The organism is Stutzerimonas stutzeri RCH2, assembly GCF_000327065.1.
In the GTDB taxonomy this organism is placed as follows: domain Bacteria; phylum Pseudomonadota; class Gammaproteobacteria; order Pseudomonadales; family Pseudomonadaceae; genus Stutzerimonas; species Stutzerimonas stutzeri_AE.
In genome coordinates this window covers 2,089,378-2,115,409 of the sequence record NC_019936.1, presented here as the reverse complement: position 1 = coordinate 2,115,409, position 26,032 = coordinate 2,089,378, and the positions used below count along the sequence as shown (strand labels likewise).

Here is a 26,032-nt window from a genome sequence, read left to right as displayed (position 1 = left end):
CAAGAGTCCTCGGGCCTCACGGGCACCAGTAAATCTCGAGCGGAGAATAAAGGAACGCACGAATCGGCATTTGCAGCGGATCGGCATGCAATGCCGCGCGCAAGGTTTCGAGCTTGTCGGCTCCCTGGATAGCCAGGCACTGCATCCGTGCACAGGATAAAAGCGGATAAGTCATTGTCAGGCGAGCTGCAGGCTCCGCCGGGGCCTGCATTGGCAGACAACGCTCCGGACAGTCCGGCCGCAACGCATGTGCCAGGTTCGGATTTCCTGGGAACAGTGAGGCCGTGTGGCCATCGTCGCCCATGCCGAGAACGAGCACATCGATGGGCTGCTGCAGCTGCTCCAAGGCGAGCTCGGCCAGCGATGCTGCCTGAGCAAGGGAATCGGCAGGCTGATAAAGCCCGATCAGTCGAGCTTCGCGGGCAGCGTTCTGTAGCAAGTGCCGACGCACCAATCCCTCGTTGCTTGCCGGTTCACCAGTTGGTATCCAGCGCTCGTCGGCAAGGCTGATCTGAACCTTCGCCCAGTTCAGCTCTCGTTTGGAAAGCGCTTCGAAGAACGTGATGGGGCTGCGCCCACCAGACACAACCAGGCTGGCGACTCCGTGGGTTTGCACCGCATAGGCGAGCGCACCTGCGACACAATCAGCCATCAACTCGGCCTGGCGCTGAGGATCTGCCGAACTGTGCGCGATAACGCCGATTGGTAGATCCAGCTCAGAGATCGCCATACCACGCCCTCCCGTCACGTGTAATCAATGCAATCGAAGCGACCGGCCCCCAAGAGCCCGCCGGATACAGCTTGAGCTCCGCGCCGAGACGATTCCAGCCCTCGATAAGCTGATCGCACCATTGCCACGCATATTCGATTTCATCCCTACGGACGAAAAGGTTCTGGTTGCCTTGCATGACCTCAAGTAGCAGCCGCTCGTATGCGTCGGGAATACGGGTGCTCTTGTAGGTTTCGGAAAAATTCAGCTGCAGCGGCCCACTGCGCAGATGCATACCCTTGTCCAGCCCCTGCTCCTTGGTCATGACTTGCAGCGAGATACCCTCGTCAGGCTGCAACCGGATGATCAGGCGGTTGCTGATCAGCGCGCGCTGTTCGGGCGCGAAGATGTAGAAAGGCGGCTCTTTGAAATGGATGACAATCTGCGACAGCTTCTGCGCCATGCGTTTGCCGGTCCGCAGATAGAACGGCACTCCCGACCAACGCCAGTTACAGATATCGGCACGCAAGGCCACGAAGGTTTCCGTGCTGCTCTGGGCATTGGAGTTTTCCTCGTCGAGGTAGCCCGGGACCGAAACACCGGCAACGTTTCCAGCTGCATACTGACCCCGAACCACTCGCTGATGGATCGACTCCGCCGTTATCGGCGCCAACGCTTTGAGTACGTTCACTTTCTCGTCACGAATGCTATCGGCAGTGAGGTTGCTTGGTGGATCCATTGCAATCAGGCAAAGCAACTGCAGCAGATGGTTCTGGACCATGTCGCGTAGCTGGCCGGCTTGATCGAAATAGCCCCAGCGCCCTTCGATCCCCACCGTCTCCGCTACGGTGATTTCGACATGGGAGATGTGGTGCTGGTCCCACTGCGTTTCGAACAGACTATTGGCGAACCGCAGCGCAATCAGATTCTGAACGGTTTCCTTACCTAGATAATGGTCGATGCGATAGATGCGGCTCTCCGGAAAATGCTCCGCAACCGCATCGTTGATGCCCCGTGAGGAATGCAGGTCGTGCCCGATAGGCTTCTCCAGCACGACTCGTGCCTGCTCGGCCAACCCTACCGAGGCGAGGGACGTGCAGATTTCTCCATATACACCCGCAGGTGTCGCGAAATAGGCGATCAAAGGGCGCTCGGCCGGGACTGATTCGCGCAGTGCTACGTAATCCTCTGGCCGGCGAAAATCCATCGAAATGTAATTCAGGCGCGCACTGAAACGCTCCAGCGCACTTTCATCAAGTTCGGCGGCAGGAACTCGCATACGCAGAGCCTGGACGATCCGCGCCTCATGCACCGCAGGCTCGCCACCCTCGCGCGACAGCGCCAGAATCCGTGTGTCGGGATGCAGAAGACCGGCTCGGTCCAGCTGATACAAGGCTGGAAACAGCTTGCGCAGCGCCAGGTCGCCCAGGGCGCCAAACAACGAAAAGGTGATGGATTCTACCGTGATGCCTGGCATGGTCCGTCCGCTTGAGTGCTGAGTCAGTGCATGCAGCGCGCATGACGATGATCATCCGATCAAACAAACCGGCACTTCAGATCATCGCTACATGCAACAGACCTGCTTCACGAGACAAATGCTCAGAAGAAACGACGAGATTAGACCAGCTCGCTAGCCCGCTTTTTCAGCCAGATACCTGTTCGTCGCGCAGCTACAGGTTGTGGTCCGCAGCTCAATGCTTCTCGAGGCGAGAGCGAAACAGCGCCTGGTGCTTACGGCACTGCTGCGCGGCCAACAGGAACACCCCATGCCCGCCGCGTGAAAATTCCAGCCAGGTGAAATCCACTTCCGGATACAGCGCCTGCACATGAATCTGACTGTTACCGACTTCGACGATCAGAGTGCCGTCATCAGTCAGATGGTCCGCTGCTTCGGCAAGCATTCGACGCACCAGATCGAGACCGTCTTCACCACACGCCAGCCCCAAGGCGGGCTCATGGTGAAACTCATCAGGCATATCGCCGAAATCTTCTGCATCGACATAAGGAGGGTTAGAGACGATCAGATCGAAACGCTGATTGGGCAAGCCATCGAAACCATCGCTTTGCACTGTGTAAACGCGGTCCTCAAGGCCATGTTGCTCGACGTTGCGGTTGGCCACCTCGATCGCATCGAACGATAGGTCCGCCAACACCACCTCTGCTTCGAGAAACTCGTAAGCGCAGGCAATGCCGATGCAACCCGAGCCAGTGCACAGATCGAGTATCCGTTTCGGTGTGCCAGGCAGCCACGGCTCGAAGCGATGCTCGATAAGCTCACCAATCGGCGATCGAGGAATCAAAACGCGCTCATCGACAATGAACGGCAAGCCACAGAACCAGGCCTGCCCTAATAGATAAGCGGTCGGCACGCGCTCGTCGATGCGCCGATGTAACAGGTTCTGCAGGTGTTCGCATTCATCCTGCTCCAGGCGACAGTCCAGGTAGCTATCGGACATTTCCCACGGCAAATGCAACGCGCCCAGCACCAATTGCCGGGCATCGTCCCAGGCGTTGTCGGTGCCATGGCCAAAGAAAAGCTGCTCCGCCTGAAAGCGGCTGACAGCCCAGCGAATATAGTCACGCAGGGTACGCAAGCGAGAGAGCGAAGCGGTCACAAGGGCGTCTCCTGAAAAAAGTGCGCGAGTTTAACAGGCATCGGAAAATCCGAGCTACGGCGGTGGTTGCCAGACCGTGGCTCGCCAGCAATTTTTGAGACAGCTTTGTAAATGCCCAATTCGTTGCGAGCGTTCGCTGGCCACTGGCAGTACCCTTCGGCACGTAATTTTTGTGGCAGTCCGAGCATAAGAGCGCGACCGCGCAGTCATTTGCCGGCCAAGCGAAACAATCGGCTGGACGGTTCACATCGGCGCGTTCAGGCGCCACAATCAGCCCCCTCACAGCACAAGGAGCCGACAATGACCAAGCCACAGACCATGCTTCAGCTCAGTGGCCGTAGCTATAACCCGGCGACGCTGACGAATGCCACCCTGCTGGTCATCGACGTGCAGGAGGAATACCGCAGCGGTGTTCTGGCCTTGCCTGCCCTGGATCGGGCACTTCCGGAAATCACCCGTCTGCTGGCAGCAGCGCGCGAAGCCGGCGCACCGATCGTACATGTGCATCACCTTGGCATCAGCGGTGGCCTTTTCGACCCACAGGGCTTTCGCGGACAGATCATGCCTGAAGCCGCTCCGCTGCCTGGCGAGGCCGTGGTTGCCAAGCGTCTTCCGAATGCCTTCTCCGGTACAGAACTGCATGAACTGCTGCAGAAACTGGGGCGTCTTGATCTGATCGTTTGCGGATTCATGACCCACTCGAGCATCAGTACCACCGTTCGCGCTGCCAAGGACTATGGCTATCGCTGCACATTGGTCGATAGCGCGTGCGCCACGCGCAATCTGCCAATGGGCGACGGCAGTATCGATGCCGAGCAGGTCCACCGTATCGAGATGACTATCCTGGCGGACAATTTCGCCGTTTGCGTCCAGGACGTAGCGGCGCTTGCTCGCTAGGCGCTTACCTCGCCGTGCTATCTACGCCACTTAATCGCCTTTTGCCGACAACAGCTGTCTCGACAAATAAGTGCCTGGACGGAACGCCTATCCGCCAGGCGCAGTGGCTGGGGTAAACTGCCTGCCTGTTTGGAGGCTCCATGCAAGACGACGACTTTTCCCTTTTCCAATCTGCCGTGCGCGGCGTCAAACCGATCAAGCACGACCGTGCCGAGACGGGCAAGGCACGTAGCAATCGCGAACAGATCGCCACCCGCCGCAGCAATGCCACCGTAAGCAATGACACGACTCGCGTCGATGGCCTGTCGGATCAGTTCGTCATCGACGTAGGTGCCGAGGACGAGCTGTACTGGGCTCGCGACGGCGTGCAAGACAGCCAGGTCCGCAAACTCAAGGCCGGTCAGATTCCATTCGAAGGCAGCCTCGACCTGCATGGCATGAGTGTCGAGAAGGCGCGCGAACTGTTATGGGACTTCATCGCAGAAGCAACACGGCTCGAAGTACGCTGCGTCCGGGTCACCCATGGCAAGGCCGCGCGCCTGGATGGCAAGCGGCCGCTGATCAAAAGCCACGTCAACACCTGGCTGCGGCAACACCCTCAGGTGCTTGGCTTCACGTCCTGCCTGCCACGCCATGGCGGCACCGGTGCCATTTACGTGATGCTCAAGCGCACCATGCTCGAAGGCAGGGACGAGTGAACAGACCCAGCAGATCACTCGGAATACTTGCCAGCCAAGCGGCTGCCCCCTACCCTTCGCGTTCGCGACCTCATGAAGCCTGACAGGTAGTTCAATGTCCCTGGAACAACACTACACCGCGATCCTTGGCCAACTTGGCGAGGACGTTAGCCGCGAAGGCCTGCTCGACACGCCCAAGCGCGCGGCCAAAGCCATGCAGTACCTGTGCAAGGGCTATCAGCAGACCCTTGAAGAAGTCACCAACGGTGCGCTGTTCAGCTCGGACAACAGCGAAATGGTGTTGGTCAAGAATATCGAGCTGTATTCGCTGTGCGAGCATCACATGCTGCCCTTCATCGGCAAGGCTCATGTCGCTTATTTGCCCAACGGCAAGGTGCTCGGTCTGTCTAAGGTGGCCCGGATCGTAGACATGTATGCGCGCCGCCTGCAGATTCAGGAGAACCTGACCCGTGAAATCGCCGAGGCGATGCAGCAGGTTACCGGTGCATCAGGTGTCGCGGTGGTCATCGAAGCACAACATATGTGCATGATGATGCGCGGCGTCGAGAAGCAAAATTCATCGATGGTCACATCGGTGATGCTCGGCCAGTTCCGCGAGAATGCAGCAACTCGCAGTGAGTTTCTCGGCCTGGTCAAGTAAAGCCGCCTGCACAGTAAAACAGGGCCCTTGCGGCCCTGTTTTTCGTTCAATCGTACATACCGACATGCCGCGGATGGCTGGCGACGCGTTGCAGCCACTGGCGAATCGCAGGATAGCCGTCCAATTTAAACCCGCCTTCCTCGGCGACATGCGTATAGGCATATAGCGCAACGTCGGCGATCGAATAATGCTCCCCGACCAGGTAAGGCGTGCGCAGCAGTTGCTGCTCCATCACGTTCAGTGCGTGATAGCCGTCCAGCTGCTTGGCCTCGTACTCTTCGCGTCGGTCCTCCGGCATACCGAGGTAGACCTTGATGTAACGGGCCACTGCCAGGAAGGGCTCGTGGCTGTACTGCTCAAAGAACTGCCACTGCAGCACCTGGGTGCGCAAGCGCGGGTCAGTCGGCAGAAACTCACTGCCCTCGGCCAGATAGTTCAGGATGGCATTCGACTCCCAAAGACAGGTGCCATCTTCCAGTTCCAGAACCGGAATCTTGCCGTTCGGATTCTTCTTGAGAAACTCCTCGGAACGGGATTCGCCCCGCAGGACATTGATCGGAATCCACTCATAAGGCTGGTCCAGCAGATGAAGCATCAGCTTGATCTTGTAGCAATTACCCGACCTGTAATCGCCATAGACTTTCAACATGGTCTCCCCTCCCGATCGACCCGCGTTGCGGGTCAGCAATAACCTCTCAGGCAGCTTCCCGCACACTGGCTTCGCGAATGACCTTCGCCAACCGGCACAATCCTTCCGCCATTCGCTCGCCCGCAACATGGCTGAAATTCAGCCGCAGGTAACCGGGGTTCGCGTCCGGATCGACAAAGAACGGCTCACCGGGCATGAACACGACGTCTTCAGCCAGCGCCTGATTGAGCAGGGTCCGTGTGTCCAGCGGCTGCTTCAGCGTCAACCAGAAGAACAGTCCGCCCTGCGGCAACTCCCAGGTCGCCAGGTCGCTAAAGTGCTCGTCCAAAGCCGCCTGCATTGCATCACGCCGGACTCGGTAGAACTCACGCAACTGTTCGAGGTGCGCCTGGTAATGATCGCTGCCCAACCATTGCAGCGCCTGCCATTGTCCGATCCGATTGGTATGCAGATCGGCGGATTGCTTCAGCCGCAGCAGATAAGGAAACAGGTCCGGAGACGCAATCAGGTAGCCCACTCGCAAACCGGGCAGCAGCGTCTTGGATACCGTGCCCGTGTAGATCCAGCTGGCCCGCTTGAGACGCGACACGATGGGCCTGGCGCTGCCCTGATCAAATACCAGCTCACGGTACGGCTCGTCTTCCAGCAGCGTCACGCCAAACTCGTCCAGCAATGCAGCGACGGCATCACGCTTGTCTTCGCTATAGCGCACGGCTGAGGGATTCTGGAAGGTCGGGATCAGATAGGCGAAAGCTGGCGTGTGCTGCTCCAGCGTGGTGCGCAAAGCGGCCAAATCCGGCCCATCAGCCTGTTGCGGCACCGCCAGACAATGCGCGCCGAACAGCTGGAAGGATTGAAGTGCCGCAAGATAGGTCGGCGCTTCGACCAGCACCTCTGTGCCCACATCGATAAACAACTTCGAGGCAAGGTCCAGCGTTTGCTGCGAACCACTGACGATCAGCACCTGACTGGCCTCGCAAGGCACGCCCAGCGCTCGCGCCTGGGCCGCGATGGCCTCGCGCAGAGCGGGCTCGCCCTCGCTCATGCCGTACTGCCCCATGCTCGCCGGCAATTCAGCCCAATCGACCGTCGGCAGCATCGCCTCCGCCGGCAGCCCACCGGCAAAGGACATCACTTCCGGGCGCTGGGCTGCGGCGAGGATTTCACGAATGAGAGAACTTTTAAGGCGAGTAATGCGTTCGGAGAAGGCCATTTCCATACCAGATGCGAGGCGCTGCAAAATAAGTCAAACTTCTTGACCGAAATTACGCCTCTCACAATAAATACGTCAATATGCCTGACCTAAAAAAAAGCGCAGTGCAGCGCCAGATAATGGAAAGCTTCTTTCTCGGCTATCAGGCCTTCACGGCCAAGCCTGACGAGATGCTGGCCCGTCGAGGGCTGTCACGCGTGCATCACCGCATCCTTTTTTTCATCGCCAGCTATCCCGACCTGAGCGTCAAGGAGTTGCTTAGCTACCTGGGCGTCTCCAAGCAGGCGCTGAACACACCGCTACGCCAGCTGATCGAAATGCATCTGGTGGAGAGCCTTACAGCAGAGGATGACAAGCGTAAGCGTATGCTGCGCTTTACCGCAGAGGGGGCGAAGTTGGAGCAAGCGCTGCGTCGGGAACAGGTCAGACTGCTACAGCGCGCCTTCGATGATGCGGGTGAACAAGCAGTAGACGGCTGGCTCGCGGTCAACCAGGCGCTCGCCGTGGAAAAAGCCAGAGGCTAGCAGTCTTCACGGAGCCCGGCCGCTTCACCACGCCTGAATCGCGGGCACAAAAAAGGGCGCCCGGAGGCGCCCTTTTTCATGAAGAACCCGAACTTAGTTCTGGTTTTCCATCTGAGCACGGATCAGATCACCAATGGTGGTCGGACCAGTGCTTTCTACGTCCTGCTTGGTGCGCAGCTCTTTCATCGCATCCTTTTCGTCTTCGACGTCTTTGGACTTGATGGACAGGCTGATCACGCGGGACTTGCGGTCGATGCTGATGATCTTGGCTTCGACTTCGTCGCCTTCCTTCAGCACGTTGCGCGCATCTTCAACGCGGTCACGGCTGATTTCGGAAGCTTTCAGAGTAGCTTCGATATCGTTACCCAGATCGATGATGGCGCCCTTGGCGTCAACTTCTTTCACGGTACCGCGAACGATGCTGCCCTTGTCATTGACAGCGGCGTAGTTGGAGAACGGATCGTCTTCCAGCTGCTTGATGCCCAGGGAGATGCGCTCACGCTCCGGGTCGACCGACAGGATGACGGTATCCAGCTCGTCGCCCTTCTTGAAGCGGCGAACGGCTTCTTCACCCGGCTCGTTCCAGGAGATGTCGGACAGGTGAACCAGACCGTCGATGCCGCCGTCCAGACCAATGAAGATACCGAAATCAGTGATCGACTTGATGGTGCCGGAGATGCGGTCGCCCTTGTTGAACTGGCCAGAGAAGTCTTCCCATGGGTTGGACTTGCACTGCTTGATGCCCAGGGAGATGCGACGACGCTCTTCGTCGATGTCCAGAACCATGACTTCCACTTCGTCGCCGACCTGAACGACCTTCGACGGGTGGATGTTCTTGTTGGTCCAATCCATTTCGGAAACGTGCACCAGACCTTCGACGCCCTCTTCCAGCTCGGCGAAGCAGCCGTAGTCGGTGAGATTGGTGACGCGAGCCTGAACGCGGGTACCTTCTGGGTAGCGAGCCTTGATGGCAACCCATGGGTCTTCGCCCAGCTGCTTCAGACCCAGCGATACGCGGTTGCGCTCGCGGTCGAACTTCAGCACCTTGACATCGATCTCGTCGCCAACGTTGACGATCTCGGACGGATGCTTGATACGCTTCCAGGCCATGTCGGTGATGTGCAGCAGACCATCGACGCCGCCCAGGTCAACGAACGCACCGTAGTCGGTGAGGTTCTTGACGATACCCTTGACCTGCTGACCTTCCTGCAGGGACTCGAGCAGAGCTTCGCGCTCGGCGCTGTTCTCGGCTTCCAGCACGCTGCGGCGGGAAACGACAACGTTGTTGCGCTTCTGGTCCAGCTTGATGACCTTGAACTCGAGCTCTTTGCCTTCCAGGTGGGTGGTGTCGCGCACAGGGCGGACATCGACCAGCGAACCCGGCAGGAACGCACGAATACCGTTGACGTCGACGGTGAAGCCACCTTTGACTTTGCCGTTGATGACGCCCTTGACCACTTCTTCTGCAGCGAAAGCCGCTTCCAGAACAATCCAGGATTCCGCGCGCTTGGCTTTTTCACGGGACAGCTTGGTTTCGCCAAAGCCATCTTCAACCGCGTCCAGAGCAACGTGGACCTCGTCACCCACCTTGATGGTCAGCTCGCCCTGCTCGTTGTAGAACTGCTCGACCGGGATGACGCCCTCGGACTTGAGGCCGGCATGCACGGTGACCCAGTCACCATCGATGTCGACCACGATGCCGGTGATGATGGCACCCGGCTGCATGTCGAGGGATTTAAGGCTTTCTTCAAAAAGTTCTGCGAAGCTTTCGCTCATGTTGATTCCTGCTGTTTTCAGGCGAGGATCCGCCCAATCTCCACATTCCAGACAATGTGGGTTCATTCATATAAAAAAAGGCCTGTGGGACTGGATCTGGTCTCCCACATGCCTCCTTGTTAACGGCTCCGACACTCGCAGCCTGGGCTGAGTGTGTCTCGAGTCCGTTTGGCCGCCTTTCGGCGTTCCGATCATCCAGCCAAATCGCGGTCGGCGACTTCGCTCAGAATCTTTTGCAGCACTTCTTCGATGGAGAGTGTAGTGGAATCCAGTTGAATGGCATCGTCTGCCGGCTTCAGCGGTGCCACCGCACGTTGGGTGTCGCGCTCGTCGCGCTCCCGGATCTCCTCAAGAAGACTCGCGAGATTAACATCATCGCCCCGCGCCTTCAACTGCAAGTACCGCCGACGAGCACGCTCCTCGGCGCTGGCGGTGAGAAATATCTTCAATGGTGCATCGGGGAAAACCACGGTGCCCATGTCACGCCCGTCGGCGACCAGCCCAGGCGCTTCGCGGAAGGCTTTCTGCCGCTGCAACAAAGCCGTGCGAACCACCGGCAACGCCGCCACCTGAGATGCACCGGCGCCAACGCTTTCATTGCGAATGGCTTCGGTAACCTCCTCTCCTTCGAGCGTAATGATCATGCCGTGACCGTCACGAGCGGCGCCGAACTGGACATCAAGGTGCTCGGCGAGCACTTTCAGCGCCTCTTCGTTGGTCAGATCAACACCATGGTTACGCGCCGCAAAGGCCAGCAGACGATACAAGGCACCGGAGTCGAGGAAATTCCAGCCCAGCTTGCCAGCGAGCAACGCTGCAACCGTCCCCTTACCCGAGCCACTCGGACCGTCGATGGTGATGACCGGAACAGGCCTGATCATGAATCGCCCTCCGAATGAACCTGCATGCCGGCGCGCTGCGCCAAGGCGAGGAAGTTGGGGAACGACGTCGCCACGTTGGCACAGTCGTGGATACGGACCGGACCGCTGGCGCGGAGCGCAGCCACGCTGAAGGACATGGCGATACGGTGATCGCCATGCGCCCAGACCTCACCGGAACCAATCGCGCCACCTTCGATGACAATTCCGTCCGGAGTCGGTTCAGCCTTGACGCCCAGTGTCTGCAGCCCGTCCGCCATGACCTGGATGCGGTCAGATTCCTTGACCCGCAACTCCTCGGCACCGCGCAAGGTGGTACGACCTTCCGCACAAGCCGCAGCCACGAAGAGCACCGGGAACTCGTCGATCGCCAGCGGAACCAGATCTTCAGGAATATCGATACCCTTGAGCTGCGCACCACGCACACGGATGTCCGCCACTGGCTCGCCGCCCACCTCGCGTGGATTCTCCAGAGAGATGTCGCCACCCATCAGTTTAAGGATGTCGATCACACCGGTACGGGTAGGATTTACACCAACGTGCTCGAGCACAATTTCCGAGCCTTGAGCGATGCTCGCCGCAACCATGAAGAACGCCGCCGAAGAGATATCTGCCGGCACCTCGATATGGGTCGCCTGCAGCTTATGTCCGGGTTCGACGAGCGCAGTGCTGCCCTTGACGGTCACCGGATAGCCGAAGCCGCGCAGCATGCGCTCGGTATGGTCGCGCGTCGGGGCCGGCTCGGTGACCGAAGTCTGGCCGGCGGCATACAGACCAGCCAGCAACAGGCAGGACTTGACCTGGGCGCTGGCCATCGGCATCTCGTAATGCATGCCAGACAGACGCTGACCACCACGAATGGTCAGCGGAGGCCGTCCGTCGGGAGCCGTCTCGATGACCGCACCCATCTCGCGCAACGGCTTGGCGACGCGATTCATCGGCCGCTTGGACAGAGACGCATCACCCGTCAGCGTCGTATCGAACGGTTGCGCAGCGAGCAGACCGGACAGCAACCGCATGGAGGTTCCGGAATTGCCCAGATAGATCGGCCCGGGCGGAGCCTTGAGACCGTGCAGACCGACACCATGGACGGTCACGCGACCCTGATGCGGCCCCTCGATGACGACGCCCATGTCCCGGAACGCCTGAATGGTAGCCAGGGCGTCCTCGCCCTCGAGGAAACCTTCTACTTCAGTCGTGCCTTCGGCCAGGGAGCCAAGCATGATCGAACGGTGAGAAATGGATTTGTCGCCCGGAACGCGAAGATGGCCAGTCAGGCTGCCGCCGGGATTGGCGAGGAAAACGAGGTCATTGGAATGCATAACGTCCACATAGGCTCGGCGAGCCAGTATTTTACTGAAATGTTCCCGGGCCGCCTTGGCACGTGTAAACACGCCCAACAACCGGTGCCCGTCTCCTTCATCGACCGCGGCGCGCAGCGCGTCGAGGTCGGCACGAAAATCGTCCAGGGTGTGCAGCACGGCCTCGCGATTGGCGAGAAAGATGTCGTGCCACATCACCGGATCGCTACCAGCGATACGGGTGAAATCGCGAAAGCCACCTGCCGCGTAACGGAAGATTTCTAGATTCTCATGGCGCTTGGCGAGCGAATCAACCAGACCGAAGGCCAGCAGGTGAGGCAGATGACTGGTGGCAGCCAGCACTTCGTCGTGATGCGCGACGCCCATGTGCTCGACGTCAGCACCGAGTGCCGACCAAAGCTTAGTCACCAGCGCGAGCGCTTGTGGATCGGTATTCTCCAACGGCGTGAGGATGACCTTGTGCCGCCGAAACAGCGTGCTGTTTGCCGCCGTCACGCCACTAAGTTCAGAGCCCGCAATGGGATGACCAGGAACGAAACGGGACGGCATTTCGCCGAAAACATTGCGCGCACAGCGCACCACATTACCCTTGGCGCTACCGACGTCGGTGATCACGGCCCCGCCCAGTTCGAGCTTCGCCAGCTCACCGAGCAACCGCTCCAGCGCAAGGATAGGCGTCGCAAGCTGGATTACGTCAGCCCCATGACAAGCCTCGGCGAGCGTGTCGGCGCAACGATCAACCACACCCAGTTCGACAGCCAGCTCCCGCGAGCGCGCATCCAGATCGAAGCCGACCACCTCGCGACAAAGGCCAGCCTCACGCAAGCCCTTGGCGAACGAGCCGCCAATCAGGCCAAGGCCGATCACCACCAGGCGATTCAAAATCGGCGAAGGCTGTTGCGCGTGACGAGCGTGATTCACTGAGCGAGTACCTGGCGCAGCACATCGAGAAAGCGTGCATTTTCCTGCTCGGTGCCAATTGAGACACGCAGGAAGGTTGGCATACCGTATCCGGCCACAGGACGCACAATCACCCCTTCTCGCAATAACGCCTGGTTGATCGGAGTAGCATCGCGGGCGAAATCCACCGCGATGAAATTGCCCCGAGAAGGAATCCACTCCAGCCCCAGCTGACGGAAACCCGTTTCCAGCTGAAGCATTCCGGCATCATTCGCCTTGCGGCTGGCAAGCAGATAATCGACGTCATCCAGCGCTGCGCAAGCCGCCGCCAGCGCCAGACTATTCACGTTGAATGGCTGCCTGACACGGTTCAGTACGTCGGCGATCACTGGCGAGCTGATGGCGTAGCCGACGCGCAGGGCCGCCAGGCCATAGGCCTTGGAGAAGGTGCGCGAAACCAGCAGATTGGGATAGTCGGCGAGGAACGCCAGCCCATCAGGCAGCTCCTGACCTTCGGCATATTCGATATAGGCCTCATCCAGCACCACCAGGACATGCTCCGGTACGCGAGCGAGAAATCCGCCCAGCGCAGCAGCATCGAACCAGGTTCCGGTCGGATTGTTGGGGTTGGCGACAAAAACCACTCGGGTGTTTTCGTCGATGGCCGCCGCCATTGCGTCGAGATCGTGGCCCCAGTTCTTTGCCGGCACGGCACGCCCCTCGGCACCGACCGCTTGCGTGGCAATCGGATAGACAGCGAAGGCATGCTCGCTGAACACGGCGTTGAGCCCGGGCGCCAGATAGGCGCGCGCAATCAGCTCAAGAATGTCATTGGAGCCGTTGCCCAGGGTGACCTGATTGATGCCAACCGAATAGCGTTCGGCGAGCCGCTGCTTTAGCGCGAAACCGTTACCGTCCGGGTAGCGGGTCAGCTCCGAAAGCTCAGCCCTGATCGCATCAAGTACTTTCGGGCTTGGTCCCAGCGGGTTTTCGTTGCTGGCAAGCTTGACGATTCCAGCAGGGTCCAAATTCAGCTCGCGTGCCAGCTCGTCAACCGGCTTACCCGGTACATAGGGAGACAGCTTCTGCACGCCCGGCTGAGCCAAAGCAAGGTAATCACAACTCATAAATAAGCCTCAGGCTGCAGGCCTCTGGCAGCTGGTACAAGCCGCCCGCCTGTCCCCCGCCACCGCAGCCTGAAGCCGCAATATCAAAGGACTGCTTTGGGATAGGAGCCCAACACTTTCAGCGCTACGGCTTCCTGACCGATCTTCTCCAGCACATCCTTGATCAGCGGATCCTGATGATGGCCGAGGAAGTCGATGAAGAACACGTAGGTCCATTTGCCGCTGCGCGATGGCCGTGTTTCGATGCGGGTCAAGTCGATGCCGTTGGCATGGAATGGCACCAGTAGCTCATGCAAGGCCCCTGGCTTGTTGCGCATCGAGACGATGATCGAAGTCTTGTCATCGCCGGTCGGCGGCACTTCCTGGCTGCCAATGATCAGGAAGCGCGTGGAGTTGTCCGGGCGATCCTCGATCTTCTCGGCCAGCTTGGTCAGACCGTAGAGCTGGGCAGCCATGTCTCCGGCGATAGCCGCCGAATTCCACTCGCTCTTGACCCGCTTGGCCGCATCCGCATTGCTGGAAACCGCTACGCGTTCGACATTCGGGTAGTGGGCATCAAGCCACTTACGACACTGCGCCAGCGATTGCGCATGGGAGTAGATGCGCGTGATCCGATCAGTCTTGGTCGTCTCACCCACCAGCAGATGATGATGGATACGCAACTCCACCTCGCCGCAGATCACGATGTCGTGTTCGAGGAAGCTATCCAGCGTGTGATTGACCGCGCCTTCGGTGGAGTTCTCCACCGGCACTACGCCGAAATTCACGGCCCCCGCCACAACCTCACGGAATACTTCGTCGATGGCCGCCATCGGCGTGCTGATCACCGCATGGCCGAAGTGCTTGAGCGCCGCGGCCTGAGAGAACGTACCTTCCGGACCGAGATAGGCGACCCGGAGCGGCTGCTCCAGGGCCAGGCAGGACGACATGATCTCGCGGAACAGACGCGCCATCTCCTCGTTGTCGAGCGGCCCGCGGTTGAGCTCCATGATGTGCTTGAGCACCCAGGCTTCGCGCTCCGGACGATAGAACACCGCCGACTCGCCTTCGGCCAGCGCCGCCGTCTTGACCCGGGCAACCTCCTGGGCGCAGCGGGCGCGCTCGCTGATCAGGTCAAGAATGCGCTCGTCGAGACTGTCGATTCGAACCCGCAGGGCCTTCAGCTGATCGGCGTCGCTCATCAGCCGTGCTCCTTCTCGAACTCGGCCATGTAGGCCACCAGCGCTTCGACCGCGTCCAGACCGACAGCGTTGTAGATCGATGCGCGCATGCCGCCCACGGAGCGATGACCTTTGAGGTTCAACAGGCCGCGCGCGTCGGCACCGGCCAGGAACGACTTGTCCAAACGCTCGTCGGCCAGACGGAACGGCACGTTCATCCACGAACGCGCGTTGACGGCGATGGGATTGGTGTAGAAATCGCTGGCATCGATGGCGCCGTAGAGCATGTCCTTCTTCGCGCGGTTGCGCTGTTCCATCGCCTCGACGCCGCCCTGCTCCTTCAGCCACTCGAAGACCAGCCCCGAGAGGTACCAGGAAAAGGTTGCCGGTGTGTTGTACATAGAGCCGTTATCCGCGGCGATCTTGTAGTCGAGCATGGTCGGGCAGGCGGAACGCGCGCGACCAAGCAGGTCTTCACGAACGATGACGACCACTAGGCCCGACGGCCCGATGTTCTTCTGCGCACCGGCGTAGATCAGGCCGAACTTCGACACGTCGATGGTCCGCGACAGAATGTCCGAGGACATGTCGACGACCAGCGGTGTATCGCCAACCTCAGGGACCCAGTCGAACTGCAGGCCGCCAATGGTTTCGTTGCTCGCGTAGTGCAGGTACGCAGCGCGCTCGCTGAGCTGCCAGTCGTTCTGCCCCGGGATCGCGAAGTAATCGAGGGGTTTGGCGCTGGCCGCGACGTTGACGTTGCCGAAACGACGGGCTTCTTCGATCGCCTTGCGTGACCAGATACCCGTATCGATATAGTCCGCAACTCCATCTTCCGGCAGCAGATTCAGCGGAATCTCTGCAAACTGCTGGCTGGCGCCCCCCTGGAGGAACAGCACCTTGTAGTTCGACGGAATCGCCAGCAGGTCGCGCAGATCCTGCTCGGCCTTTTCGGCGATGGCGGTGTATTCGTCGCTACGGTGACTCATCTCCATGACCGACAGGCCCTTGCCATGCCAGTCGAGAAGCTCCGCCTGGGCGCGCTGAAGGACGGCTTCGGGAAGCGCAGCCGGACCGGCACAGAAGTTAAAGGCGCGTTTGCTCACTGCTGTTCTCTCGCTCTTGCTCGATGTTGATTCCCGCGGCGCGGCGACCGGTACCTCTACCGACCACCGCGCTACCACCTGTTTGCGGATTGCTTTCGCCGATCAGTCTTCGTCGTCTGTCGGCACCACATCCGGAGATACGTCGCCAGCCCCGCCGAGCAGTTCATCCTCGCTCGGCTCGGTGCTGAGCACAGGCATTTCCTTCTCGAGAGCGTCGTCATCGAGCAGCGCTTCGATGTCTTCCAGCACGTCTTCCTCGGATGGCTCCTGCACGCGCTCCAGGCCTACCAGATGCTCGCCCTTGCTCAGCTTGATCAGGGTGACACCCTGAGTATTGCGGCCCAGCGATGACACCTCGTCGACGCGGGTCCGCACGAGCGTGCCCTGATCGGAAATCAGCATGATCTCCTCGCCCTCGAGCACCTGCACAGCGCCTACCAACGGACCGTTGCGCTCGTTGGTGACCATGGCGATGACGCCCTGGCCGCCACGGCCGCGACGCGGGAACTCTTCCATCGCGGTGCGCTTGCCGTAGCCACGCACGGACGCGGTGAGAATCTGCGCGCCCGTCTCCGGGATCAGCATGGAAATGATGCGCTGCCCTTCGGGCAGACGCATACCGCGCACACCGCGAGCATTACGCCCCATGATGCGCACCTTGCTTTCCTTGAAGCGGATGACCTTGCCGCCATCGGAGAACATCATCACTTCCTGGGCGCCATCGGTCACGGCTGCGGCGATCAGGGTATCGCCCTCTTCCAGCTTGAGCGCGATCAGGCCGGACGTACGCGGCCGGCTGAACTGCACCAGCGGTGTCTTCTTGACCGTGCCATTGGCAGTAGCCATGAAAATGTAGGAGCCGGTCGGCTCGTCTTTCTCGTCGCTGTCGGCGTCATCGCTTTCGACCTCGTCCGCATCATCGTGCTCGATGACCAGGCCTTCCGCGTCGTCCAGATCGTCCTCACCTTCGGCGGCCTGTTTGCGCAGCGCTTCCAGATCGACCTGAAGCATCGCGGTAATGCGCTCGCCCTCGTCGAGCGGCAGCAGGTTGACCAGCGGGCGGCCACGCGAAGTACGCGATGCTTCGGGAATCTCGTAGGTCTTCAGCCAGTACACCTTGCCCTTGCTGGAGAACAGCAGCAGCGTGGTATGGCTGTTGGCAACCAGTAGATGCTCGACGTAATCCTCTTCCTTCACCCCAGTCGCAGCCTTGCCGCGACCACCACGGCGCTGCGCCTGGTAGGCGGCCAGCGGTTGCGACTTGGCATAACCACCATGCGAGATGGTGACGACGCGCTCTTCTTCGGTGATCAGGTCCGCCAGCGTCAGGTCCAGACGCGACTCGAGAATCTCGGTGCGCCGTGCATCGCCGAAATCGCGCTTCACGCCTTCCAGTTCTTCGCGGATGACTTCCATCAGGCGAACCGGATTGGTCAGGATGCGGATCAGCTCGCCGATCTGGGTGAGAATTTCCTGGTACTCGCTGAGCAGCTTCTCGTGCTCGAGACCGGTCAGGCGGTGCAGACGAAGATCGAGAATCGCCTGGGCCTGCTCTGGCGAAAGGAAGTACTTGCCATCACGCAACCCGAACTGCGGATCGAGACCTTCCGGACGACAGGCATCAGCCCCTGCGCGCTCTACCATCGCCTCGACGGCGCTCGATTCCCAGGCAGTGGAAATCAGCGCATCCTTGGCCTCGGCTGGAGTTGGCGAAGCCTTGATCACCGCGATGACCGGATCGATGTTGGACAGCGCGACCGCCTGCCCCTCAAGAATGTGGCCACGCTCGCGCGCCTTGCGCAGCTCATAGACGGTACGGCGGGTGACGACTTCGCGACGGTGGCGAACGAAGGCTTCCAGCAGCTCTTTGAGGTTCAGCGTGCGCGGCTGGCCATCGATGAGCGCGACCACGTTGATACCGAAGACGCTCTGCAGCTGGGTCTGCGCATAGAGGTTGTTGAGGATCACCTCGGGCACTTCGCCGCGGCGCAGCTCGATGACCACGCGCATGCCGTCCTTGTCGGACTCGTCACGCAACTCGGTGATGCCTTCGATCTTCTTCTCTTTCACCAGCTCGGCGATCTTCTCGATCAGCCGTGCCTTGTTCAGCTGGTAAGGCAGCTCGGTGATGACGATCTGCTGGCGGCCGCCGACCTTGTCGATATCTTCGATATCGGCACGCGCACGGATATAGATGCGCCCGCGGCCGGTGCGGTAGGCCTCGATGATGCCAGCACGACCGTTGATGATGCCGGCTGTGGGGAAATCGGGGCCAGGGATGAACTGCATGAGTTCGTCGATGGTGATATCGGCGTTGTCGATCAGCGCCAGGCAACCATCGATGACTTCGCCCAGGTTATGCGGCGGGATGTTGGTTGCCATGCCTACCGCAATACCGCTGGAGCCGTTTACCAGCAGGTTGGGAACCTTGGTCGGCATGACCGCCGGGATCTGCTCGGTGCCGTCGTAGTTGGGCACCCAGTCGACGGTTTCCTTCTCCAGGTCGGCCAGCAGCTCATGGGCCAGCTTGGCCATGCGCACTTCGGTGTAACGCATCGCTGCAGCGCTGTCGCCGTCGACCGAACCGAAGTTGCCCTGGCCGTCGACCAGCATGTAGCGCAGCGAAAACGGCTGCGCCATACGCACGATGGTGTCGTATACCGCCGAGTCACCGTGCGGGTGGTACTTACCGATCACGTCACCGACCACACGGGCGGATTTCTTGTACGGCTTGTTCCAGTCATTGCCAAGCTCGCTCATGGCGAACAGCACGCGGCGGTGTACCGGTTTCAGGCCATCGCGCGCGTCCGGCAGCGCACGGCCAATGATCACGCTCATGGCGTAATCAAGGTAGGACTGCTTGAGCTCGTCTTCGATATTGACCGGGAGGATTTCTTTGGCCAGTTCGCCCATGGAAGCCTGGTTCCTTATAGTCAGCAGGGTCCTGTAATAAGCGCGGGATGGTAACACAGACGACTGCTATAAACTGAGCCTTGCACGGAGCAAAACCGGCTTGCACACCACGCCCGAGCGCGATCGACCGTTGCTCAGTGCAGCCGTTTGCGGCTCATCAGCTCAGCCAGCTTCGCGGCGTTCGGGCGCTCGACCACACCTTTCTCGGTGACGATGGCGTCGATGAGGTCGGCCGGCGTCACGTCGAACACCGGATTGAATGCCTCAACATCAGCCGCGAAGCGCTGACCATTGACCTCAAGCAGCTCGCTGCCGGCGCGTTCCTCGATCTGGATCTCTTCGCCACTCTCCAACGCCATGTCGATGGTCGAACTTGCCGCCACCACCATGAAACGCACGCCGTGGTGCATCGCCAGGACCGCAAGCTGGTAGGTGCCAATCTTGTTCGCCACATCGCCATTGGCGGTGATGCGATCCGCACCGACGATCACCCAGGAAATGCCTCTGGATTTCATCAGATGAGCAGCCGCCGAGTCAGCATTCACCATAGCCGGAACACCATCACCGAGCAGCTCCCAGGCCGTCAGCCGAGAGCCCTGCAACCACGGCCGAGTTTCATCGACGTATACCCGCTCCACCAGCCCCTCGAGATGCGCCGCACGGATGACTCCGAGCGCCGTACCAAAACCGCCGGTCGCCAGTGCCCCGGTATTGCAATGGGTGAGCAGGTTCTGCGGACTGCCCTGATGCCGGCGAATGAGGTCGACGCCAAATTGCGCCATCGCCAGATTTGCCTCGCGATCGCTGTCATGGATCGAAATGGCCTGGGCTTCCAGCGCTGCATACGGGTCTTCACCCGGCTTGAGGCGCTCCAGCCGTTCGCGCATCTGATTCAGCGCCCAGAACAGATTGACCGCGGTGGGACGGGAGTCGGCCAGCACCTTGAAGTCCTCCTCCAGCGCCTGCCGCCAATCACCGCCATCGGCGATACGGACACGCACGGCAAGGACCAGGGCATAGGCAGCGCTGATTCCGATTGCCGGCGCGCCGCGCACGACCATATCCCGGATCGCCGCAGCGATCGACGCGGCGGAATCATAACTGCACCAAACTTCTTCGACGGGAAGCTTGCGCTGATCGAGCAGATTCAGGCGCCCGTCCAGCCATTCGATCGACTTAACCTTTTCCGTAGCCAACAAACGCTCGCGCATGGCATTTCCCTCGTTCAGCTTCGTCGATACAGGACCATCATGCGCCCCGCACAGCAAAGAAAAAGCCCGGATCGCGGGCGAACCGGGCTTTCTATTTCGATATGGCCGGGGAATAGCAAATAGAGGCACTGCGGCCTTAATCCCGGGCGCGAATGCTAATGCACTGATTTTCCAAGTACAAGCGACGGTTATTGATGCCTGGCTCTCGCTGTTTTCCCCAGGCAGCGCCGCTCGACCCGTCAGCAGCCCCACCGGATACGCTCGTCCATCCGAGCCAACTTGACCAGACCTGGTCACCCTAATACTGTATCTATATACAGTTATTCGGATATTTCTCTCATGTCTTCCGTGGTCGCCCTTGACCGCCTGCTGGATGCTCGCCGCATCTGGCGTGGCCAGCCCGTTGCATCTCCTACGGCGGCCCAACCGACCGGACATGCCATGCTGGATGCGCTCTTGCCCGCTGGCGGCTGGCCGGATTCGGCACTCAGCGAAATCCTTTTCGCAGCCCCAGGGATCGGCGAGCTACGCCTGCTGTGGCCGACGCTCGCCAGGCTGACCAGCGCAGGCGAACGTGTCGTGCTGGTCGCCCCGCCCCATCGTCCCTGCCCCCAGGCCTGGCTGGCGGCTGGCGTGGATCTGCGCCATCTGGTCATCGTCCAGGCCAAGGACCGCGATGCCTTGTGGAGCGCCGAACAGTGCCTGCGCTCCGGCAGTTGCGCCGCCGTACTGTGCTGGCCACGGCAGGCCGACGACCGCGCCCTGCGGCGATTGCAGATAGCCGCCGAAACCGGCCAGACCCTGGCCTTTGCCTATCGCCCGCTGCGCGAAGCGGAAAATCCGTCGCCCGCAGCATTGCGCCTGACACTGGAAGCACAGCCGGTGCAGCTGCGGGTCATCAAGTGCCGCGGTGGCCTGGCTCCGGCCCGGCCGCTACCAGCCAGCGCTTGGCAATAGGTGTGACGATGCTCTGGGCCTGCATTCTGCTGCCGCAACTGGCCATGGACGGCGTTTTGCGCCACCGCGACGACGCCGACGCACCGCTGGCTCTGCTCGCCGGCCCGCCACAGCGCCGCGTGCTGCAGGCCGTCAACGCAGCCGCCCGCAAGCTCGGCCTCAAGCCAGGGCAATCGCTGATCGCAGCCCAGGCATTGACCCATGACTTCGCCACCACCGACTACGACCCACTGATGATCGAACGCTGGCAGCGGTTTCTGGCGGCCTGGGGTTACAGCTACAGCGCCCAGGTCAGCCTGTACTACCCGCGCTGCCTGCTGTTGGAGGTGCATTCCAGCCTCGGCCTGTTCGGCCCCTGGCCACGATTCGAGACGCGTCTGCGCGAGGAACTCACGGCCCTGGGCTTCCGCCACCGCATCACCCTGGCGCCCAACCCGGCGGCCGCGCGCATCCTCGCCAATGTCCATGACGGGCTGGCTGTGACCGATACAGCCACGCTGCATCAGGCGCTAGGGGGATTGCCGGTCGAGCGCCTCGGCCTGCCACGCGAAGTGAGCACATCGCTGCTACGCATGGGCCTGCGCCATCTTCATCAACTGCTCGCCCTGCCGCGCGACAGCCTGGCCAGACGCTTCCCGGCCGAAGTGCTGGCCCAGCTCGACACCCTGCTCGGGCATCGGCCGCTGCCTCTGGAGTTCTACCGCCCGCCGGATGTCTTCGACACCCGCATCGAACTGAATTTCGAGGTCGAGTCCCATCAGGCTCTGCTGTTTCCATTGCGCAGACTGACCGCCGACCTGGCCACCTTTCTCGCCGGACGGGACAGCGGAGTCCAGCGTTTCAGCCTGTACCTGGAACATCGCACCCTGCCCGACAGCGAGGTAGCGGTCGGCCTGCTCAGTACCGAACGCGAGCCCGCCATGCTGTTCGAACTGACCCGCGGCCGCCTCGAGCACCTGCAACTGCCGGCCCCCGTCCTGGCCGTGCGTCTGCTGGCTCGTGATCTGCCAGCCTTCACGCCGGCCCATCAGGCCCTGTTCGACGAGCGCCCGCAGGAAAATGTGTCCTGGGAGCAACTGCGCGAACGCCTCCGCGCTCGACTGGGCGACGAGGCCGTGGTCTCGCTGAGCGCACGAGCGGACCACCGCCCGGAATGCGCCTGGCGGGAAAGCAGCCTCGCCCACACCGAACCCTTGCCTCAAGTAGGTTTGCGCCCCGGCTGGCTGCTGAGTACCCCGCAGCCCTTGCGCGAAGAGGGTCTGCTCACCCTGGCTGGCCCCGAGCGCATCGAGTCCGGCTGGTGGGATGGTGGCGACGCGCGACGCGACTACTACCGGGTGCAAACCGCTACCGGCCAACAGGGCTGGGCGTTTCGCGCCCTCACCGGAGGGCCCCTGCTGCTGCATGGCTGGTTCGCATGAACACCGAATATGCCGAGCTGCACTGCCTGTCCAACTTCAGCTTCCAGCGGGGTGCATCCAGCGCGCGCGAACTCTTCGAACGCGCCAAACGCCAGGGCTATGACGCTCTGGCAATCACCGACGAATGCAGCCTGGCCGGTATCGTGCGCGCCTGGCAGGCCTCGAAGGACACCGGCCTGCCGCTGATCATTGGCAGCGAGCTGCAGATCGAGGGCGGGCCCAAACTGGTCTTGCTGGTGGAAAACCTGACCGGCTACCAGGCCCTGTGCCAGCTGATCACCCGCGCCCGCCGAAGGGCCGAAAAAGGTCGGTACCAGGCGCTGCGCGAAGACCTGCGCGACTGGCCGCTGGAGGGGCTGCTGGCGATCTGGCTGCCCGACCACGACGGCGCCGATGCCGAAGGCCGCTGGCTGCTCGATCGTTTTCGCGAGCGGCTGTGGCTTGGCATCGAACTGCATCGGGGGCCGGACGACGCGCTGCAGCTGCGGCAATCCCTGACCCAGGCTTCACGCCTGGGCATATCCGCCGTGGCCTGTGGCGACGTACACATGCATGCCCGCGGTCGTCGGGCCTTACAAGACTGCATGACCGCCATCCGCCACCATCTGCCGGTGGCAGAGGCCGGACGCCATCTCTTTCCCAATGGCGAACGCCACCTGCGGTCGCGCGAGGAGCTGGCCCAGCTCTATCCAGCCGAACTGCTCGCCGAAACCCTTCGCATCAGCCAGCGCTGCCATTTCCAGCTCGACCAGCTGAAATATCACTACCCCCACGAACTGGTCCCGCCTGGACATGACACCACCTCATGGTTGCGCAAGCTGGTCGAGGATGGCGCACGCTGGCGCTGGCCGGACGGCATTCCGGAAAAGGCCCGCGCGCAGCTCGAACATGAACTGGAGCTGATCGCCGATCTGCATTACGAAAGCTATTTCCTGACCGTGCACGACATCGTCCGCTTCGCCCGAGAACAGGGCATTCTCTGCCAGGGTCGGGGCTCGGCGGCCAACTCGAGCGTCTGCTTCGTGCTGGGTATCACCGAGCTCGACCCGGTGCGCAGCAAACTGTTGTTCGAGCGTTTCCTCTCCCGCGAACGCAACGAGCCGCCCGATATCGACGTGGATTTCGAGCACGACCGGCGCGAGGAAGTCATCCAGTACGTCTTTCAGCGCTACGGGCGCAATCGTGCCGCCCTCACCGCCGTCGCCAGCAGCTACCGCGCCACTGGCGCCCTGCGGGATGTCGCCAAGGCCCTGGGCCTGCCACCCGACCAGATCAACGCCCTGGCCGGCTGCTGTGGGCGCTGGAGTGAGCACATACCCGACGACTCGCAGCTGCGCGAAGCCGGCTTCGACCCCGATAATCCGGTTCTGCGCCGAGTTCTGGTACTGACCGATGCGCTTATCGGCTTCCCCCGCCACCTGTCCCAGCACCCTGGCGGCTTCGTGATCTCCGAGCAGCCGCTCGACACCCTGGTGCCGATCGAGAATGCCAGCATGGCCGACCGCACGGTGATTCAGTGGGACAAGGACGACCTCGATGCGGTAGGCCTGCTCAAGGTCGACGTGCTGGCACTGGGCATGCTCAGCGCGATACGCCGCTGTTTCGACCTGATCGAACATTATCGCGGCACGCGCTGGACCATCGCCACGCTGCCCGCGGAGGACAAGCCCACCTACGAGATGATCAGCCGGGCCGACACGATCGGCGTCTTCCAGATCGAATCACGAGCACAGATGGCCATGCTGCCGCGCCTGCGCCCGAAGACCTTCTACGACCTGGTCATTCAGGTCGCCATCGTCCGCCCCGGGCCGATCCAGGGCGACATGGTGCATCCGTACCTGCGCCGACGTAATAAGGAAGAAGATGTGGATTACCCGTCCGAAGAACTGAAACCGGTGTTCGAGCGCACCCTTGGCGTGCCCCTTTTTCAGGAACAGGTGATGGAACTGGCGATCGTGGCGGCCGAATACACTCCAGACGAGGCCGACAAGCTGCGCCGTGCCATGGCCGCCTGGAAGCGCCATGGCAGCCTGGAGCCCCACCGCGTGCGGCTGACCGAGCGCATGCTCGCTAAAGGCTATCAGCCCGACTTCATCGCGCGGATCTTCGAGCAGATCAAAGGGTTCGGCAGCTACGGTTTTCCCGAATCGCACGCTGCGAGTTTTGCCCTGCTCACCTATGCCAGCTGCTGGCTGAAACGCCACGAACCGGCGGCGTTTGCCTGCGCACTGATCAACAGCTGGCCGATGGGCTTTTACAACCCTGACCAGATTCTCCAGGACGCCCGCCGCCACGGGCTGGAAATCCGCCCGGTGGACGTTCGCCACAGCGGCTGGGATTGCAGTCTTGAGCCATGCAGCCAGGAGCAACCGGCAATCCGCCTGGGGCTACGCATGGTGCGCAGCTTTCGGGAAGCCGATGCCCGGCGCATCGAAGCCGCACGCCAACGCCAGCCATTCACGAATATCCATGACCTGTGCCTTCGCGCCGAGCTCGAACCGCGTGCGCGTGAGCAGCTCGCCGATGCAGGCGTCCTCCGCGGCCTGGCCGGCCATCGACATCGAGCACGCTGGGCCGTCGCCGGAGTCGAACCACAGCTGCCGCTGTTCGCCAGCCTGCCCGCAACGGAGGAAACGCCCATCAATCTGCCGCTGCCTTCGGTGAGCGAAGACCTGCTCAACGACTACGCGACCCTTGGCACGACGCTGGGACCACACCCCCTGGCCTTGCTACGAGATGAGCTCAAGGCCCGGCGCTGCCGCAGCTCACGGGAACTGGCCATGATCGAGCATGGCCGCCCGGTCAGCATTGCCGGCCTGGTGATCGGCCGACAACGCCCACAGACCGCCAGCGGTGTCATCTTCGTCACCCTGGAAGACGAGTTCGGCATGGTCAACGTGGTGGTATGGCGCGACCTGGCCGAGCGCCAGAGGCGACCGCTGATCCAGTCGCAACTGCTTCGTGTGGATGGCCATCTGGAGTCGGCCAGCGGCGTACGACATCTCATCGCCGGCCGCCTGAGCGACCTCACGCCTCTGCTTACCGGGCTCGATGTGCGTAGCCGCGACTTCCAGTAATCAGACTGCCTCGTTAGCAAGTGTCAAAGAGTAGAGGCATGGCGAGAATAACGCTGATGGTCCGAATGAACGACTCGGCCTAGTGCAAGGCAAATAAAGGACGGGCGCGATGCATGAGCAGCGCTTCAAGTAACCGGCCCCGCCGTTTTTTTTGCATCGCCGCGTGCAGGATCTGAAACACACGTTCGGTCGCAGGCTTCGCGCCGCAAGCATGGCGGAGGAACGCCGAAAGATCCTGT

Annotated in this window: 20 protein-coding genes; 7 read left to right on the top strand and 13 right to left on the bottom strand. The window is 61.2% G+C overall.

The window, feature by feature from the left end; translation table 11 throughout:
• Positions 1-16 precede the first annotated feature (16 nt).
• From pgl to prmB, 3 genes are all read right to left on the bottom strand, one after another.
• On the bottom strand, positions 17-730 hold the full coding sequence (gene pgl, locus PSEST_RS09740) for a 6-phosphogluconolactonase (protein ID WP_015276827.1): 714 nt from the start codon (positions 728-730) through the stop codon (positions 17-19).
• Positions 717-2,186: a glucose-6-phosphate dehydrogenase gene (gene zwf, locus PSEST_RS09735; RefSeq protein WP_015276826.1), complete on the bottom strand. Its 1,470-nt coding sequence runs from the start codon at positions 2,184-2,186 to the stop codon at positions 717-719. The genes pgl and zwf overlap by 14 nt, the downstream gene beginning before the upstream one ends.
• 214 nt (positions 2,187-2,400) lie before the next feature.
• Entirely contained in the window at positions 2,401-3,324 is a 924-nt protein-coding gene (prmB, locus tag PSEST_RS09730; protein ID WP_015276825.1) for a 50S ribosomal protein L3 N(5)-glutamine methyltransferase, read from the bottom strand.
• 300 nt (positions 3,325-3,624) lie between these two features.
• Between prmB and PSEST_RS09725 the strand changes: the two genes are divergently transcribed.
• From PSEST_RS09725 to folE, 3 genes are all read left to right on the top strand, one after another.
• Positions 3,625-4,221 carry a cysteine hydrolase family protein gene (locus PSEST_RS09725; RefSeq protein WP_015276824.1) on the top strand — a complete coding sequence of 199 codons (597 nt, stop codon included), beginning with the start codon at positions 3,625-3,627 and terminating at the stop codon, positions 4,219-4,221.
• A 140-nt stretch (positions 4,222-4,361) separates the two neighbouring features.
• On the top strand, positions 4,362-4,919 hold the full coding sequence (locus PSEST_RS09720) for a Smr/MutS family protein (RefSeq protein ID WP_015276823.1): 558 nt from the start codon (positions 4,362-4,364) through the stop codon (positions 4,917-4,919).
• 94 nt (positions 4,920-5,013) lie between these two features.
• Positions 5,014-5,559 (top strand): GTP cyclohydrolase I FolE, encoded by a 546-nt coding sequence (gene folE, locus PSEST_RS09715; RefSeq protein ID WP_015276822.1) that lies wholly within the window; start codon positions 5,014-5,016, stop codon positions 5,557-5,559.
• Positions 5,560-5,605: 46 nt separating this feature from the next.
• On the opposite strand, the gene PSEST_RS09710 is transcribed toward folE, so the two are convergent.
• Positions 5,606-6,208: a glutathione S-transferase family protein gene (locus PSEST_RS09710; protein WP_015276821.1), complete on the bottom strand. Its 603-nt coding sequence runs from the start codon at positions 6,206-6,208 to the stop codon at positions 5,606-5,608.
• 46 nt (positions 6,209-6,254) lie between these two features.
• The gene (locus tag PSEST_RS09705; protein ID WP_041756981.1) at positions 6,255-7,421 is read right to left on the bottom strand and encodes a PLP-dependent aminotransferase family protein; all 1,167 of its coding nucleotides are present in this window, start codon (positions 7,419-7,421) and stop codon (positions 6,255-6,257) included.
• A gap of 80 nt (positions 7,422-7,501) precedes the next feature.
• On the opposite strand from PSEST_RS09705, the gene PSEST_RS09700 reads away from it, so the two are divergent.
• Complete coding sequence (locus PSEST_RS09700) at positions 7,502-7,945, top strand: MarR family winged helix-turn-helix transcriptional regulator (RefSeq protein WP_015276819.1); 444 nt, start codon at positions 7,502-7,504, stop codon at positions 7,943-7,945.
• A 93-nt stretch (positions 7,946-8,038) separates the two neighbouring features.
• Here PSEST_RS09700 and rpsA read toward each other — a convergent pair whose 3' ends face one another.
• The 8 genes from rpsA to mtnA form a co-directional block, all read right to left on the bottom strand.
• Positions 8,039-9,721: a 30S ribosomal protein S1 gene (gene rpsA, locus PSEST_RS09695; protein ID WP_003302488.1), complete on the bottom strand. Its 1,683-nt coding sequence runs from the start codon at positions 9,719-9,721 to the stop codon at positions 8,039-8,041.
• A gap of 191 nt (positions 9,722-9,912) precedes the next feature.
• Complete coding sequence (gene cmk, locus PSEST_RS09690) at positions 9,913-10,602, bottom strand: (d)CMP kinase (protein ID WP_015276818.1); 690 nt, start codon at positions 10,600-10,602, stop codon at positions 9,913-9,915.
• On the bottom strand, positions 10,599-12,842 hold the full coding sequence (locus tag PSEST_RS09685) for a bifunctional prephenate dehydrogenase/3-phosphoshikimate 1-carboxyvinyltransferase (RefSeq protein ID WP_015276817.1): 2,244 nt from the start codon (positions 12,840-12,842) through the stop codon (positions 10,599-10,601). Before PSEST_RS09685 ends, cmk begins: the two co-directional genes overlap by 4 nt.
• Complete coding sequence (hisC, locus tag PSEST_RS09680) at positions 12,839-13,948, bottom strand: histidinol-phosphate transaminase (protein ID WP_015276816.1); 1,110 nt, start codon at positions 13,946-13,948, stop codon at positions 12,839-12,841. The genes PSEST_RS09685 and hisC overlap by 4 nt, the downstream gene beginning before the upstream one ends.
• Before the next feature lie 83 nt (positions 13,949-14,031).
• Complete coding sequence (pheA, locus tag PSEST_RS09675) at positions 14,032-15,129, bottom strand: prephenate dehydratase (protein ID WP_015276815.1); 1,098 nt, start codon at positions 15,127-15,129, stop codon at positions 14,032-14,034.
• Positions 15,129-16,214 carry a 3-phosphoserine/phosphohydroxythreonine transaminase gene (gene serC / locus PSEST_RS09670; protein WP_015276814.1) on the bottom strand — a complete coding sequence of 362 codons (1,086 nt, stop codon included), beginning with the start codon at positions 16,212-16,214 and terminating at the stop codon, positions 15,129-15,131. The genes pheA and serC overlap by 1 nt, the downstream gene beginning before the upstream one ends.
• Before the next feature lie 102 nt (positions 16,215-16,316).
• Entirely contained in the window at positions 16,317-19,127 is a 2,811-nt protein-coding gene (gene gyrA, locus PSEST_RS09665; protein ID WP_015276813.1) for a DNA gyrase subunit A, read from the bottom strand.
• A 134-nt stretch (positions 19,128-19,261) separates the two neighbouring features.
• Positions 19,262-20,338, bottom strand: coding sequence for an S-methyl-5-thioribose-1-phosphate isomerase (gene mtnA, locus PSEST_RS09660; protein ID WP_015276812.1), 1,077 nt, complete (start codon positions 20,336-20,338; stop codon positions 19,262-19,264).
• Between the two features lie 339 nt (positions 20,339-20,677).
• Here mtnA and imuA point away from each other — a divergent pair, with 339 nt between their 5' ends.
• Genes imuA through PSEST_RS09645 form a run of 3 tightly spaced genes read left to right on the top strand, consistent with a single transcriptional unit; the run spans position 20,678 to position 25,793 of the window.
• Positions 20,678-21,295, top strand: a complete 618-nt coding sequence (imuA, locus tag PSEST_RS09655) for a translesion DNA synthesis-associated protein ImuA (RefSeq protein ID WP_015276811.1) — start codon at positions 20,678-20,680, stop codon at positions 21,293-21,295.
• Positions 21,296-21,303: 8 nt separating this feature from the next.
• Positions 21,304-22,716, top strand: a complete 1,413-nt coding sequence (locus tag PSEST_RS09650; protein ID WP_015276810.1) for a Y-family DNA polymerase — start codon at positions 21,304-21,306, stop codon at positions 22,714-22,716.
• A complete protein-coding gene (locus PSEST_RS09645) occupies positions 22,713-25,793 on the top strand; it encodes an error-prone DNA polymerase (protein ID WP_015276809.1) in 3,081 nt (1,026 codons plus the stop codon). Before PSEST_RS09650 ends, PSEST_RS09645 begins: the two co-directional genes overlap by 4 nt.
• Positions 25,794-26,032: the final 239 nt, after the last annotated feature.